Source organism: Stutzerimonas azotifigens (assembly GCF_013522725.1).
In the GTDB taxonomy this organism is placed as follows: domain Bacteria; phylum Pseudomonadota; class Gammaproteobacteria; order Pseudomonadales; family Pseudomonadaceae; genus Stutzerimonas; species Stutzerimonas azotifigens_A.
On record NZ_JAAMRF010000001.1, the window covers coordinates 498388 to 512828 of the forward strand.

11 protein-coding genes are annotated in these 14441 nt (G+C 64.2%); 3 read left to right on the top strand and 8 right to left on the bottom strand.

Going from position 1 to position 14441, the window contains the following annotated elements:
- Nucleotides 1-58: 58 nt before the first annotated feature.
- The 6 genes from G7026_RS02360 to G7026_RS02385 all read right to left on the bottom strand — a co-directional run bounded on the left by G7026_RS02360 (nt 59) and on the right by G7026_RS02385 (nt 5787).
- Nucleotides 59-967 (bottom strand): EamA family transporter, encoded by a 909-nt coding sequence (locus G7026_RS02360; RefSeq protein WP_181069033.1) that lies wholly within the window; start codon nt 965-967, stop codon nt 59-61.
- A 114-nt stretch (nt 968-1081) separates the two neighbouring features.
- Nucleotides 1082-2362 carry a TRAP transporter large permease gene (locus tag G7026_RS02365; protein ID WP_181069034.1) on the bottom strand — a complete coding sequence of 427 codons (1281 nt, stop codon included), beginning with the start codon at nt 2360-2362 and terminating at the stop codon, nt 1082-1084.
- Nucleotides 2363-2890, bottom strand: coding sequence for a TRAP transporter small permease (locus tag G7026_RS02370; protein ID WP_181069035.1), 528 nt, complete (start codon nt 2888-2890; stop codon nt 2363-2365).
- A 64-nt stretch (nt 2891-2954) separates the two neighbouring features.
- Entirely contained in the window at nt 2955-3929 is a 975-nt protein-coding gene (locus G7026_RS02375) for a TRAP transporter substrate-binding protein (protein ID WP_181069036.1), read from the bottom strand.
- Nucleotides 3930-4018: 89 nt separating this feature from the next.
- Complete coding sequence (locus G7026_RS02380; protein ID WP_181069037.1) at nt 4019-4918, bottom strand: SMP-30/gluconolactonase/LRE family protein; 900 nt, start codon at nt 4916-4918, stop codon at nt 4019-4021.
- Between the two features lie 44 nt (nt 4919-4962).
- Complete coding sequence (locus G7026_RS02385) at nt 4963-5787, bottom strand: NAD-dependent epimerase/dehydratase family protein (RefSeq protein ID WP_181069038.1); 825 nt, start codon at nt 5785-5787, stop codon at nt 4963-4965.
- A 383-nt stretch (nt 5788-6170) separates the two neighbouring features.
- Here G7026_RS02385 and kdgD point away from each other — a divergent pair, with 383 nt between their 5' ends.
- Both kdgD and G7026_RS02395 read left to right on the top strand, forming a co-directional pair.
- Nucleotides 6171-7082, top strand: a complete 912-nt coding sequence (gene kdgD, locus G7026_RS02390) for a 5-dehydro-4-deoxyglucarate dehydratase (protein ID WP_181069039.1) — start codon at nt 6171-6173, stop codon at nt 7080-7082.
- Nucleotides 7083-7270: 188 nt separating this feature from the next.
- On the top strand, nt 7271-8422 hold the full coding sequence (locus tag G7026_RS02395; protein ID WP_181069040.1) for an L-talarate/galactarate dehydratase: 1152 nt from the start codon (nt 7271-7273) through the stop codon (nt 8420-8422).
- A gap of 7 nt (nt 8423-8429) precedes the next feature.
- On the opposite strand, the gene G7026_RS02400 is transcribed toward G7026_RS02395, so the two are convergent.
- A complete protein-coding gene (locus G7026_RS02400) occupies nt 8430-11012 on the bottom strand; it encodes an ATP-binding protein (protein WP_181069042.1) in 2583 nt (860 codons plus the stop codon).
- Nucleotides 11013-11189: 177 nt separating this feature from the next.
- Nucleotides 11190-12341 (bottom strand): zinc-binding metallopeptidase family protein, encoded by a 1152-nt coding sequence (locus G7026_RS02405; protein ID WP_181069045.1) that lies wholly within the window; start codon nt 12339-12341, stop codon nt 11190-11192.
- 346 nt (nt 12342-12687) lie between these two features.
- Here G7026_RS02405 and pgm point away from each other — a divergent pair, with 346 nt between their 5' ends.
- Entirely contained in the window at nt 12688-14337 is a 1650-nt protein-coding gene (pgm, locus tag G7026_RS02410) for a phosphoglucomutase (alpha-D-glucose-1,6-bisphosphate-dependent) (protein ID WP_181069047.1), read from the top strand.
- Nucleotides 14338-14441 lie beyond the last annotated feature (104 nt).

The window sequence follows — 14441 nt, forward strand, 5'->3', positions numbered from 1 at the left end:
TGCCGCGAGGCTCAGCGGCCTATTCGCGGTGTGGCCTGTCCGCGATCGATCATCATCCTCAAGCCTTGCGCGAGGTCAGGATGACGATCCCGATGACGACAATCAGCCCGCCGAACATCTGGATCGGGCTGAGCATCTGGCCCAGCACCACCCAGCCCATCAGCAGCGTCGCCACTGGCTCGATGTTCATCACCGGGGCGTTGCGTGCCATGTCCAGTCGCGGCACGCAGACGAACAGCGTGATGAACGCGGCGCCGTAGAGCACCACCAGCAGACACAGCGCCAACCAGCCGGAGTCGCTGCCGGGCAGGTCGAGCCCGCCGGGCAACAGTCCGCTGTACCCGGCCACGCTGGCGCTGGAGAAGACGATCGCCATGGTCAGCATGCTGCGTACCGAGCCGCGTAGCGTGGACAGCTTGTGATCGGTGATCCACAGGGCGCAGGCGAAGACGCTGGCGCCGCAGAACGCCAGTCCGATGCCCAGCGCCCAGTCGTCGCCAACCGGCGCGCCGTCGCCCAGACGCGACGGAACATCCAGGGCGAAGGCCAGGCCCACCAGAATCAGACCCATGATCAACGAGGCGCGCGCGGTGGGGCGCGGCCCACCCAGCGCCCAGGTGAGCAGCGCCAACAGGATCGGAAACACGTTGGCCACCAGCAACGCCAGCGCCACCGGAATCCGTGCCACGGCCGAATAGAGACACAGACTCTGGATCGCGATCAGCAGGCCCAGCAGCAATTGCCACCGTCCGGTGCCAGGAGGCAGTCGCAACGGCTGGCGTTGCCAGATCACCAGCGCAGTGAGCACCAGCAAGGTACCGCCCGAACGGCAAAGAATGGCTAGCAGGACACCGGCGCCGCTATCGAAGGCGACCCGTGCGGCGACGTGGTTGCCGGCGAAGGAACAGCCCAGGCAGAGCAGAACGAGAACGGCGATGTGACGAGGAAAAGGAGTGGGCAGCGTCATGGAACCTGCTTTTTGACTGAAAAATCGAAGCTTTGACATGGGGTAAAGCGCACCGCTCCCGCCTGCGTGAACAAGCGGGAGCGGGGAGGTGGGGCCTACGTGCGGCTCAGCGCGTTACAGCACCAGGTTGGGCAGCCACAGCGAGATGGCCGGAATGTAGGTGACGGCCATCAGTACCATGAACAGCGCGGCGTAGAAGGGCAGCAGCGCCTTGACGGTGCTTTCGATGCTCACCTTGCCGATCGCCGCGCCCACGAAGAGCACAGCACCCACCGGCGGGGTAATCAGCCCGATACCCAGATTCACCAGCATGATCATGCCGAAGTGTACCGGGTCGACGCCGATGCCGGTGATCACGGGCATCAGGATGGGCGTGAGGATCAGGATCAGCGGCGCCATGTCCATCAGCGTGCCCAGTGCCAGCAGCATGAAGTTGATGCACATGAGGATCACGTAGCGGTTGTCCGACAAGGTCAGGAACGCGGTGGTGATCTTCGAGGGGATCTGCATTAGCGTCATGATGTAGCCGAAGCTGGCGGCGAAGGCGATCAGGATCATCACGATCGACAGCGTGCGCACTGTGCGGTGCATCAGCTTGGGCAGGTCACGCCACTTGTAGTCGCGGTAGATGAACATGGTCACGAAGAAAGCCCAGACCACCGCGATGGCGGCTGACTCGGTCGCGGTGAAAATGCCCGACAGAATCCCGCCGAGGATAATCACCATGGTCATCAGGCCCCACATGGCCTCGACGCAGATCTTCAGTGCCTGCTTGAGCGGAATGACCTCGCCCTTGGGGTAATTGCGTTTCTTGGCGAAGATCAGACACAGGGTCATCATCACCGCGCTGAGCAGCAGGCCCGGGCCGATGCCGGCGACGAACAGCGAGGCGATCGATACCGTGCCGCCAGCGGCCAGCGAATAGAGCACCGAATTATGGCTGGGCGGGGTGAGCAGGGCTTGTACCGAGCCGCTGACGGTGACCGCGGTGGAGAACTCGCGCGGGTAGCCTTTCTTCTCCATCTCCGGAATCAGCACCGAACCCACCGACGCAGTATCGGCCAGGGACGAGCCGGAAATGGCACCGAAGAAGGTCGAGGCCATGATATTGACCAGCGACAGGCCGCCGCGGACGAATCCGACCAGCACCCCGGCGAAGGCCACCAGACGGCGGGACATGCCGCCCTCGGCCATGATCGCGCCGGCCAGCACGAAGAAGGGAATGGCCAGCAGCGAGAATTTGTTGATGCCGCCGGCGATCTGGATCATCACCGCATCGAAGGGGATGTCGATGTACCAGGCGCCGATAAGGGCCGACAGGCCCAGCGCATACGCCACCGGCATGCGCACCATGATCAGTACGGCGAAACTGCCGAGCAGAATGAGAGCGTCCATTTACACGGCCTCCTTGCTGTCTTCCACCAGCTCGAAATTGACCGCGCGGCGTTGGCTCTGGTCTCCGAGAAAGAGTCTTTCGAGAATGAAGATCAGGGTCAGAAAGCCCCCGATCGGAATGGGTGAGTAGGTGATGCCCACGCGCAGCGTCGGCAGTGTGCTCATGAACTGGTTCCACATCGCCATGCACAGCTTGGTGCCCCAGATGACCATGAACAGGCAGATGATCGCCATCAGTATCTGAACCAGCACGGTGACCGCGCCCTGCATCGAGGCAGGCAGTCGATCGGTACACATGCTCACGGCCATGTGGGCGCAGGCGCGATAGCTCGCCGCTGCCCCGATGAAGGTGAACAGGACCATCAGCAGAATCGCCACCGGTTCGGGCCAGCCGGCCCCGGAACCAAGGACGTAACGCGCAAAGATGCCCCAGGGAATGATCAGGGACATGACCGCGACCGATAGCCCGGCGACCCAGATACAGGCCATGTAGATCACGTCGTTGATGCGCAGAATCGTGTTTTTCATGAGACTTCACCGCGAGCGCGGCGACCAGCTCATGCTGACCGCCGCGGGGTTCTTCAGAGTTTTTTTACTCGACCGCTTCGATCCGCTTGATCAGCTCGGCGTAAGGCGCGCCGTACTTTTCACGAATCGGCGCGGTGGCGTCGAAGAAGGGCTTCTTGTCGACTTCGATGAACTCGACACCGGCTTCCTTGAGCTTCGTCTCGCTTGCCGCCGATTTTTCGTCCCACAGCCGGCGTTCTTCGAACTGGGCTTCCTTGGCGTACTTCTTGACGATCTCCTGCTGCTCGGGGGTGAGCTTGTTCCAGGTCGCCTTGGAGATCACGATCGGCTCGGGAAGGATCAAATGCCCGGTCAGCGTGTAGTACTTGGCATTACGGAAGTGGTTGTGCTCGAGCATGGTCGGCGGGTTGTTCTCGGCGCCGTCGATCACGCCGGTCTGCAAGGCGCTGAAGATTTCGCCGGTGTCCATGGCGATGCCGTTGGCGCCCAGGGCGTTGAATGTCTCGATGAACATCGGGTTGCCGATCACGCGGATCTTCATGCCCTTGAGGTCTTCGAGGCTGCGCACCGGCTTCTTGGTGTAGAGGTTACGTACCCCGCCATCCATCCACGCCAGGCCGACCATGTTGAATTCGGAGTTGGTGATCTTGTCGAGGATCTCTTGGCCGATTTCACCGTCGATAACCTTGCGCATGTGGTCGTGATCGCGGAACACGAACGGCATGTTGAACACGTTCACGTCCGGGACCACGGGGCCGAGTGTGCCGAGGCTGACGCGGGTCATCTGCACTGCGCCGATCTGTACCTGCTCGACCACTTCCTTTTCGGAGCCGAGCACGCCGCCGGAGAACATTCGGAATTTGAGCTCGCCGTTGGTCGCCTTTTCGATGGCCTTACCCATGTTTTCCTGGGAAACGACCGTCGGATAGCCGGCCGGGTGGATCTCGGCGATCTTCAGGGTCATGTCGGCCTGTGCCAGCCCGGACAGGCAGAAGGCGAAGGGGAGGGCGGCAAGGAGCAACTTGCGTTTGAAGTTCATGTGAATCTCCATCTTGTTGTTGTTTGGTGTGCAGCGTTGCGAGCATCAAGGTAGCGGCCGGAACAGCCCTGCCTCGGTTGGAACACGGGTCAGCGGAAAAAAGGTTCCTCCAGTCCGGTGACGCCCGGGTGGAGGGCGAACACGCCGCCCGCCAGCGGCTGATCGGAAAGATCGCCACCGGGCCGGATGGAAGTGACGAAGAGGGTGTCGAGGCGGCTGCCGCCGAAGGCGCACATGGCCGGCTTCTTGACCGGCACGGCGAGGGAGCGGTCGAGGCGGCCGTCCGGCGTGAAGCGATGGACGAGCCCGGCATCGTTGCCGCAGATCCAGTAGCAGCCGTCGGCATCCACCGCGGCGCCGTCCGGCCGGCCAGGGTGCTCGTTCATGTCGACGAACAGCCGGCGATTGCTCGGCGTGCCGCTGTCGGTGTCGTAATCGAAAGCCCATATCTTCTGCACGCTGGGGTGCGAATCGGAGAGATACAGGGTGCGGCCGTCGGGGCTGAAGCCCAGGCCGTTGGGCACGATGAAGCCGCTCAGTTGCGCGGAGAGGGTGTCGTCGTCCGAGGCACCGTCGATTCGATAGAGCGCGCCGGCCGCTACCCCGGCGCCCATGTCCATGACCATGGTGCCGGCCCAGAAACGTCCTTGGCGGTCGCAGCGCCCGTCGTTGAAGCGCATGCCGCCCTGGGCATGCTCAACCGAGGCGACGGGGCTGGCGGCCAGAGTGCCGTCATCCTGCGGGACGACGTCGAACACGCCGCTTTCCATGCCTGCGACCCAGCGGTTGCCCTGGCCGCTGCGGCGGGCAATGCAGGCGATCATCTGTTCGCCGGTCCAGCGCGTGACCTGGTTATCGGCGGCCGTCCAGCGCAGGAGCTGACGATTGGGGATGTCGACCCAGTAGAGCGCCTGTTCCGCTGCCACCCAGACCGGGCTTTCGCCGGTGGCGTTCTGCGCGTCTAAGATGAGTTCTGCTTGGCTGGCCATTGCGATTCTCTTTGTTGTTGTTCGCGGTTCGGCGTTGGGTCAGGTCAGTCTTCGAACGGGCCCGCCTCTACGAATGCGCCGCCGTGGTAGATGCCCGCCGGATCGTTGGGGGCATATGGCGGCTGGGCGTCGATCTTGGCGCGAAATTCTTCAGAGCTATCCTGGGGCTCGTAGCCCAGGTGCGCGGCCATATGGTTGTCCCACCACACGTCGCGGTTGTTCGACATGCCGTAGACCACGGTGTGACCCACCTCGGGCGTGAACAGCGAGCGGCCGATGAGATTGGTCAGGTCGCGGTAGCTGAGGTAGGTCGACATCATCCGCAGGTTCTGCGGCTCGGGGAAGGAGGAGCCGATGCGGATGCTGACGGTCTCGATGCCGTAGCGATCGAAGTAGAAGCTGGCCATGTCCTCGCCGTAGGACTTGGACAGGCCGTAGTAGCTGTCCGGGCGGCGGGGGGCGCTGGCGTCGATCTTCTCGGTCTGCTTGTAGAAGCCGACCACATGGTTGGAGCTGGCGAAGATCACCCGCTTGATGCCGTGGCGGCGTGCGGCTTCGTAGATATGGAAGATGCCGCGGATATTCGCTTCGAGAATCTCTTCGAAGGGGCGCTCGACCGACACACCGCCGAAGTGACAGATAGCATCCACGTCTTCGCAGAGGGTATGCACGGCTGCCTTGTCAGAGAGATCGCACTGCACCACTTCCTCATGGCTGCCTTCGGCCGGTGCCATGGGTGCGATGTCGGACAGGCGGATGATAGAGGCGTAAGGACGCAGGCTTTCGCGCAACACCTTGCCCAGACCTCCTGCGGCGCCAGTCAGCAGGATGCGGTTGAAGGGCGTATAGGAGAAGGTCGTGCTTGTCATGGTCGGATAGGCCCGTCGCTTATTTTTGTTAGTGTCATCGGTCGTCGTATGACGAGGTTCGATTATTTTGCAGCTGTCTTGTCTTTGTCAACCCGCCGGCTGGCAGGCATTGCTCGCCAGTTTCCGGATTCGTTGCGTGTCTATCGGCTCCGGCGCTTTAGAACGCGGCTTAGCGTGATCAGACAAGGCTCGGGGCAACAGGTTCGCGGGTTACCTTATCCAGCCCGGTCAGGCTTGCCCATTGCACTAACGTCGACATCGGAACGGCGGAGTGACGACCCAGAGTGGCTTGGGTGACTTGCATGTAGTTGTACGATGACCTATAACAAGCCACGCAACGATTTTGCGCACCCAACAATAAGACCCTTTCAAGGTGACCCTCCATGAATCCACAAGAGCTGAAGTCCGTCCTTTCGTCCGGCCTGCTGTCCTTCCCGATTACCGATTTCGATGCCCAGGGCGACTTCAACCGCGCGAGCTACGCCAAGCGTCTCGAGTGGCTGGCGCCCTATGGCGCGACTGCGCTGTTCGCGGCGGGCGGTACGGGCGAGTTCTTCTCGCTGGCCCCGAGCGAGTACCCGGACATCATCAAGACGGCGGTGGACACCTGCGCCGGCCAGGTACCGATCCTCGCCGGCGTCGGTGGCCCGACCCGCCTGGCGATCGAATACGCCCAGGAAGCCGAGCGCCTAGGCGCCAAGGGCTTGCTGCTGCTGCCGCATTACCTGACCGAAGCGAGCCAGGAAGGCGTGGCCGCCCATGTGGAGCAGGTGTGCAAGGCGGTGAAGATCGGCGTGGTGGTCTACAACCGCAACGTCTGCCGGCTGACGCCTGAGCTGCTCGAGCAACTGGCCGAGCGCTGCCCGAACCTGATCGGCTACAAGGACGGCCTGGGCGACATCGAACTGATGGTCTCGATCCGCCGTCGTCTGGGCGATCGCTTCAGCTACCTGGGTGGTCTGCCGACTGCCGAAGTCTACGCTGCGGCCTACAAGGCGCTGGGCGTGCCGGTGTATTCCTCGGCGGTGTTCAACTTCATCCCGAAGACGGCGATGGACTTCTACCACGCCATTGCCCGCGACGACCACGAGACGGTGGGCAAGCTGATCGACGACTTCTTCCTGCCGTACCTGGACATCCGCAACCAGTGCAAGGGCTATGCGGTGAGCATCGTCAAGGCGGGTGCGAAGATCGCAGGCTACGACGCCGGCCCGGTTCGCGCGCCGCTGACCGACCTCAAGCCCGACGAGTACGAGCGCCTGGCCGCGCTGGTCCAGAAGCAGGGCGCGCAATAACGCCTCTCTCGGCCACTGCGAGTCTGCGGTGGCCTCGATACCCCGTGGGAGTGGTCGGGACGCCTAGTCTCTAGTCTCGACCGCGAGCTGTTAAAGCCAGCGACACCCGATGTCTGGTCGCTCGTGCGCATGCCCTTTCGCGGTCGAGACCGCTCCCTCAGGCTTCACTCTGCACACGGGAGGATGGTATGCACGCATCCAGCACCGAAACACAGGGCGATCGAATCGTCTGGATCAGGCTGCGTTCGGTCGATCTGCCCCTCGCGGCGCCGGTCAGCGACGCCAAGGTACTCACCGGCAAACAACGTCCCCTGGCTTCGGTCGCACTGCTGTTCGCCGAACTCGAAACGGCCCAGGGGCACGCCGGGATGGGCTTCAGCTACACACTGCGCGCTGGCGCGCGGGCCCAGTTCGAGCATGCCTGCGAGATGGTGCCGTTGCTGCTGGATGAGGACCCCAACGACATTTCCCGACTCTGGAGCAAACTGCTGTGGGCCGGCGCCTCGGTCGGCCGCAGCGGCGTAGCGGTGCAGGCAATCGCCGCCCTCGACACGGCGCTCTGGGATCTCAAGGCGCGACGTGCCGGGCTTCCGCTGTCCAAGCTGCTCGGTGCCCGGCGTGATGCCGTGCGCTGCTACAACACCTCCGGCGGTTATCTGCAGGCCTCGATCGAAGAGGTACTGGACAAGGCCACCCAGTCGCGGGCGCGTGGCATTGGGGGCATCAAGATGAAGGTCGGCCATCCCGACCGACGTGTCGATCTGCAGCGCGTCGAGGCGCTGCGCAAGCATCTGGGCGATGCGGTGCCGCTGATGGTCGACGTCAACCAGCAATGGGATCGCACCACGGCCCTGCGCATGGGGCGCGCGCTGGAGTCCTACGCCCTGGAGTGGATCGAGGAACCGCTGGACGCCCACGACATGGCGGGCCATGCGGCATTGGCCGCCCAGCTCGACACGCCGGTGGGCACCGGCGAGATGCTCACCAGCAGCGCCGATGTCCATGCCTTCATCGAAAATGCGGCGATGGACGTGTTGATGCACGATGCGCCGCGTATCGGCGGCATCACGCCGTTTCTCAAGGCGGCCACGCTGGCCGAAATACGCGGCATGACCATGGCGCCGCACTTCGTCATGGAGATCCATCTGCACCTGGCGGCGGCCTACGAGCACGACACCTGGGTCGAGCACTTCGAATGGCTGGAGCCGGCATTCAACGAGCGCCTGGAGATCCGCGACGGCACCATGATCGTGCCGCAACGGCCAGGATTGGGACTCAGCATTCATGAGCAGGTACGCGGCTGGACGCTGGTCGAACGGAGCTTCGGCGCCCGACCCTGAGCTGGGGTCAGTCGCCGATCAGTTCCTTGATCCGAACGGCCAGCGCTTCGATGTCGAAGGGCTTGGTCATCACGTACATGCCGGTTTCCAGGTGGGTGCTGCCGATCGCGGCGGCGGTTTCGGCGTAACCGGTGATGAACAGGACCTTCAGATCCGGGCGCCCGACACGGGCGGCATCGGCCATCTGCCGGCCATTCATGCCGCCGGGCAGGCCGACGTCCGAGACCAGCAGGTCGATGCGTTGGTCCGATTGCAGAACCTTCAGACCGGAGGCGCCGTCTTCGGCCTCGATCGCGGCGTAGCCCAGTTCCTCCAGAATTTCGCAGACCAGCATGCGGATGGTCGGCTCGTCATCGACTACCAGTACGGTCTGGCCGGCGACAGCCCGGGGCGGCTCGCCGTGCATGGGGGCGTGCTCGGCGGTGCCGGCCTGCTGGAAGTGGCGAGGTAACAACACGCTGACCTGCGTGCCTTCATCGAGGCGGGAACGGATCACCACCTGCCCGCCCGATTGCCGGGCGAAGCCGTAGATCATCGACAGCCCAAGGCCTGTTCCCATGCCCAGCGGCTTGGTGGTGAAGAACGGATCGAACGCCTTGCTCAGCACCTCTGGCGGCATGCCGCTGCCGGTGTCGGTCACCGACAGCGACACGTAGCGCCCGGCCGGCACGTCCAGCTCACGGGCAGCGTCGGTGTCCAGCCAGCGATTGGCGGTTTCCACGGTCAGCTTGCCGCCGCTGGGCATGGCGTCGCGGGCGTTGATGCATAAGTTCAACAGCGTGTTTTCCAGCTGATTGGAGTCGACCAACGTCGACCAGAGACCGGGCGCGCGGATCACCTCGATCACGACTTCGGGTCCCATGGTGCGCCGTACCAGGTCTTCCATGCTGTCCACCAGGCAATTGACATCGGTGGGCCTGGGGTCGAGGGTCTGGCGACGGGAAAAGGCCAGGAGTCGGTGGGTGAGGGCGGCGGCCCGTCGGCTCGCGCCCTGAGCTGCGTCCAGATAGCGTGGGAGGTCGTTCAGGCGCCCTTGCTGAAGGCGCTTGGACAATAGCTCAAGGCTCCCGCTGATACCCGAGAGCAGGTTGTTGAAGTCATGTGCCAGCCCCCCGGTGAGTTGCCCGACCGCTTCCATTTTCTGCGATTGGCGCAGCAGCTCTTCGGACTTCAACAGTTCGGCGGTGCGTTCGGCGACCAGGCTCTCGAGCCGCGCGTTGAGCTCTCGCAGATTGTCTTCGGCGCGGCGGCGTTCGATGGCGCCTCGGGTACGCTCGACGACCTCACGGGCAAAGGCCACTTCCTCGTCATCCCAGGCTCTGGGCCAGGAACAATTGGCGAAGATGAAGGCGACGGTGCGGCCCTGTTCGACGACGGGCACGTTGAGCAGCGCGCGTACCGAGAGGCCATCAAGGACCTCGGCATGTGTCCGCGTACGTGGGTCGATCCGGATATCGGTGATGGCCACGGTTTCGCCTCGACCGAGATCGTCCATGAAGGAGCCGAAGTCCCGCATCCGGTACCCGCCCGTGCTTCTAGGCACGTTCGGTGCAGTCCAGTCGCGCTCAAGCAGCGCGGTTTCGGTATCCAGGTCGAGCATGCAATAGCCTGCCTGGTCGACCCCCAAGGTCCTGCCCAGCACTTCGGCGGCAACGTAGGACATTTCGGTCGGGTCGCGCATGTTGCGCAGCTGATCGCTGAGCTCGAGCAGGCCGTTGCGGCGCACCTCGGCTTTTCGACTCTCCGTCACGTCGCGAAAGATGATAGCGAAACGCTCCTCGTCGACCCGATGCGCATCGACGCGATGCGCGCGCCCTTCATACCAGCGGCCAAGCGCGCCGATCTGCCGGGTAAACGTGGCAGAGTTTCCGGACGCAACCACTTGGGCCGTTTCGCTGATCCATTCCTGTTCGATACCGGGGAAAACTTCGCGCACCGTTTTGCCGGTAGCGTCTGCGGCGCTGATGCCGGTCATCCTGGCCCAGGCCGGGTTGATGTCCAGGTAGCGCCAGTCGACCGGATTGCCGACCTCGTCGCGCAGTAGCTGACCGAGAATGAAGCCCTCGCTGAGGTTCTCGAACAGGCTGCGCCAGTGTTCCTCGCTACGGGCCAACGCCAGTTCGGCCTGCCGGCGCTCGGAAATGTCATTGAACAGGATCGCCACGCGCCGCTCCGACGGCTCGCCGATGCGCAGCGCCTGGACGTCGTACCAGCGGCCGAAGGCCTCGGCCGCGTTTTCGAAGCGCACCGGCTCACCGGTCAGCGCGACGCGGCCATAGAGATCGAACCAGTGGCGCTCGAGGTCCGGGGCGATTTCGCTGACCCATTTGCCGTTGGCATCGAACAGGCCGGTCATGCGTTCGAACGCGGGGTTGCCCTCGACGATGCGATAATCGATCGCCCGCAACGCATCGTCGAAGCGCATCTCGACGATGCAGAACCCCGAGTCGATGGCTTTGAAGAGCGTACGGTAACGCTCCTCGCTGGCCGCCAGCAGCCGGTTCACTTCGCCTTGATTCGCCGCTTTGAGCTTCGCCAGCTGATCCTCGAGCAAGCGGATACGGCGGCGCGGGTCGTCCAGGTCGGTCATCGTAATCCTGTCGTCGTCGCTGCGCGGCCCGCGGGACTAGCGAGCCCGGATGGCCGCAGGGGAGCGACTGGTCACTTTAGCAGCACAACAGCCGTCCTATGAATGTTCACCGGTCGCTGGAATGGCCAGGGTGGCTCCTGGCTGTCCAGCATGATCCGCAGATTATTGCCTTCGATGTCAATGCTCCTGGGCCAGGCGTCCAGCCTGGACCACCCGGTGTACGAAATGCAGCTTGCCGATGGCGGCCGCCGGGAGGACGAAGGGATAGAGGTCCGGCTGGCCCATGCTGCGAGCCAGTTCGTTGAGCATTGCCGCCAGCTCGATCCAGGCATTGATGAAGTTCAGGAAGGCATCGCTTTCCGGATCGTTCTGGTCGTACAGGGCCGTCCGGGTGAAGGGCACCAGATCCAGCGCACCCGGGGCGGCGCGCATGCCGAAATTCAGTGCGGTATCGAGGGTATCCATCATGTGCAGGTAATGGGCCCAGGTTTCGGCCCAGTCTTCCCAGGGATGCATGGTGGCGTAGGCGCTGATGTAGCTGGTCTGCCAGCCAGGCGTCGGGCCTTCGGCGTAATGGCGCTGCAAGGCCTGGCCGTAGTCCTCGCGTTCGTCGCCGAACAGCTGGCGAAAGGGATCGAGCCATTCGCCATCGGCGATCAGGCGGTCCCAGTAGTAGTGGCCGACCTCATGACGGAAATGTCCGAGCAACGTTCGATAGGGCTCGTGCATCTGCACCCGGACTTCCTCGCGCCGGGCATCGTCGGCCTCGTCGATGTTCAGGGTGATCACGCCACTGGCATGGCCGGTCATCGGCTGATTGCCGCTCATGTCGGTGCCGAGAAACTCGAAGGCGAGGCCGTCCCGTTCGTTTTCCAGCTTGGGAACCACGGGCAGGCCGAGGTCGAGCAGCTGCGCGACGAGACGACGCTTGGCCGCTTCGAGTTTGCGCCAGCGCAGGTCGTTGCCTTCGACCGAGAGGTCGGGGATGACCCGGGTGAGGCGACAGGCCAGGCACAGGGTGTCGTGGCTGCCGGCTGGCAACAGCCAATTGCAGCCGGCCGCGCTGTTCAGGTTCGCGCAGCGCCGATACAGCGGGGACTGCGGATCGTCGGCAAGCCGCCATGTCTCGGCGTCCGAGGCAGGCCGCAGCGTGGCGAGCATGCCGCGCTCGGGTACGTAGCCGAGGGCGGATTTGCAGACCAGGCAGACGCTGTTGCGGAAGTAGATCGGCTGGCCGCAGGTGCACTGATCGATACGCGGAGTGACCGCCCGTAACGGGTGCGCGGCGTCGTTGAGCCGGCGGGAGAGCGATGTGAAGAACGCGTCCATGGGTCGCCACCTCTGAGGGCGTGCTTACTAGATTGATTGGCGAGCCCGGGGTTCCATGCCGCCGAGCCGGTCGCGCCCGTGTCCGAGCGCCGTACCGAGCCGTATCCCGGCGTGCCCGCTTGTCGAGCGCGGGTCACGGCTGCCTAACAGGGCGGTGTTCCCCGGCACTGGACCCGATGGCGCGAGCTGCGCACACTGCGCGCCGCGATATTGCGGCCGACGCATCGAACTCCGCGCCCATTCCGGCATCCCAGCTTGCGCACCTGCGCGCGACGAATGCCGGTGCCCAGCCCGGTCGTGCGTTGCCGATCCTCTTGCCGTCATTCGATATTCAGGGAGCTTTATCTTGAGCGAGCGTATCCATCCTCTGGCCGGCCAGCCGGCACCCGCTTCGATGCTGACCAACGTTGAGGGGCTGCTGGCGGCATACGATGACCTGCAGCCGGACCCGAGCGTAGCCACCCAGCGTGTCGCCTTCGGCACCTCCGGCCACCGTGGCTGCTCGCTCACCCGCGGTTTCAACCGCCATCATGTCCTGGCAATGAGCCAGGCGATCTGCGATTACCGCAAGCGCCAGGGCATCGACGGCCCGCTGTTCATCGGTGCCGACACCCATGCGCTCTCGCAGCCCGCGCTGGACACCGCGCTGGAAGTGCTGGCGGCCAACGGCGTACAGACGATGCTCTCGGCTGGCGGCGAATACACACCGACGCCCGCCGTGTCCCACGCAATCCTGGTGCATAACAGGGGACGCAGCAGCGGGCTGGCCGACGGCATCGTCATCACCCCTTCGCACAACCCACCGGACAGTGGCGGTTTCAAGTACAACGCCACCAACGGCGGGCCGGCCGACACCGACGTCACCGGCTGGGTGCAGAACCGCGCCAACGAACTGCTCGAAGGCGGCCTCAAGGATGTGCGCCAGATGCCGTTGGCCGAGGCCCGGCAGGCCGCGACCACCCACAGCCACGATTATCTGAGCGCCTACGTCGACGACCTGGGCAGCGTCATCGATTTCGACCTGATCCGCAGCGCCGGGCTGCGCCTGGGCGTGGATCCGCTGGGCGGGGCGGGCGTGCATTACTGGTCGCGTATCGCCGAGCGTTACGGCATCGACCTGGACGTGGTCAGCGAGACCATCGATCCGCAGTTCGCCTTCATGACCCTGGACTGGGACGGCAAGATCCGCATGGACCCATCGTCGAGCAACGCCATGCAGCGCCTGATCGGCTTGAAGGATCGCTACGATATCGCCTTTGCCTGCGATACCGACTACGACCGCCACGGCATCGTCGCGCCGAGCGTGGGCCTGCTGCCGGCTAACCATTTCCTGAGCGTCTCGGTGGACTACCTGTTCCAGAACCGTCCGCAGTGGAGCGCCCAGGCCGCGGTCGGCAAGACGCTGGTCAGCAGCGCCATGATCGATCGCGTCGCTGCCCGGCTGGGTCGCTCGCTGGTCGAAGTGCCGGTGGGCTTCAAATGGTTCGTCGGCGGCCTGGTCGACGGCTCGCTGGGCTTCGTCGGCGAGGAAAGCGCCGGCGCCACTATTCTGCGGCGTGACGGAAGCGTCTGGACCACCGACAAGGACGGTATCGTGCTGGCCCTGCTGGCGGCGGAAATGACCGCCAAGGATGGACGCGACCCAGGTGTGCGCTACCGCAGCCTGACCGACGAGTTCGGCGCGATCTACGCCGACCGCGTCGATGCCGCCGCCGATGCCGAGCAGAAGAAGGCCCTGGGTAGACTCTCGCCGGAACAGGTGCGCAGCAGCCAACTGGCCGGTGATGCGATTACCGCGGTGTTCGACAAGGCACCCGGCAACGGTGCGGCCATCGGCGGTATCAAGGTCGCCAGCGAAGGCGGCTGGTTCGCGGCACGCCCTTCGGGCACCGAGGACATCTACAAGATCTACGCCGAAAGCTACCGCGACGAGGCGCATCTGCAGCGCATCCTCGGCGAAGCGCAGCAGATCGTCGACGAGGCGCTCAAGAACTGAGCCTGGCGATTCGGTGTGCTGTCGGGCCCGGTGCGCGCGTGCTGCCGGGCTATCGAGCGGCTCGTTCAGCCTTGCTGTTCTAAGGCGTTGGGACGAACCGGCCG

Coding starts and splice junctions, on each gene's coding strand:
- G7026_RS02360 (WP_181069033.1), bottom strand. CDS start 967: ATGACGCTGCCCACTCCTTTTCCTCGTCACATCGCCGTTCTCGTTCTG.
- G7026_RS02365 (WP_181069034.1), bottom strand. CDS start 2,362: ATGGACGCTCTCATTCTGCTCGGCAGTTTCGCCGTACTGATCATGGTG.
- G7026_RS02370 (WP_181069035.1), bottom strand. CDS start 2,890: ATGAAAAACACGATTCTGCGCATCAACGACGTGATCTACATGGCCTGT.
- G7026_RS02375 (WP_181069036.1), bottom strand. CDS start 3,929: ATGAACTTCAAACGCAAGTTGCTCCTTGCCGCCCTCCCCTTCGCCTTC.
- G7026_RS02380 (WP_181069037.1), bottom strand. CDS start 4,918: ATGGCCAGCCAAGCAGAACTCATCTTAGACGCGCAGAACGCCACCGGC.
- G7026_RS02385 (WP_181069038.1), bottom strand. CDS start 5,787: ATGACAAGCACGACCTTCTCCTATACGCCCTTCAACCGCATCCTGCTG.
- kdgD (WP_181069039.1), top strand. CDS start 6,171: ATGAATCCACAAGAGCTGAAGTCCGTCCTTTCGTCCGGCCTGCTGTCC.
- G7026_RS02395 (WP_181069040.1), top strand. CDS start 7,271: ATGCACGCATCCAGCACCGAAACACAGGGCGATCGAATCGTCTGGATC.
- G7026_RS02400 (WP_181069042.1), bottom strand. CDS start 11,012: ATGACCGACCTGGACGACCCGCGCCGCCGTATCCGCTTGCTCGAGGAT.
- G7026_RS02405 (WP_181069045.1), bottom strand. CDS start 12,341: ATGGACGCGTTCTTCACATCGCTCTCCCGCCGGCTCAACGACGCCGCG.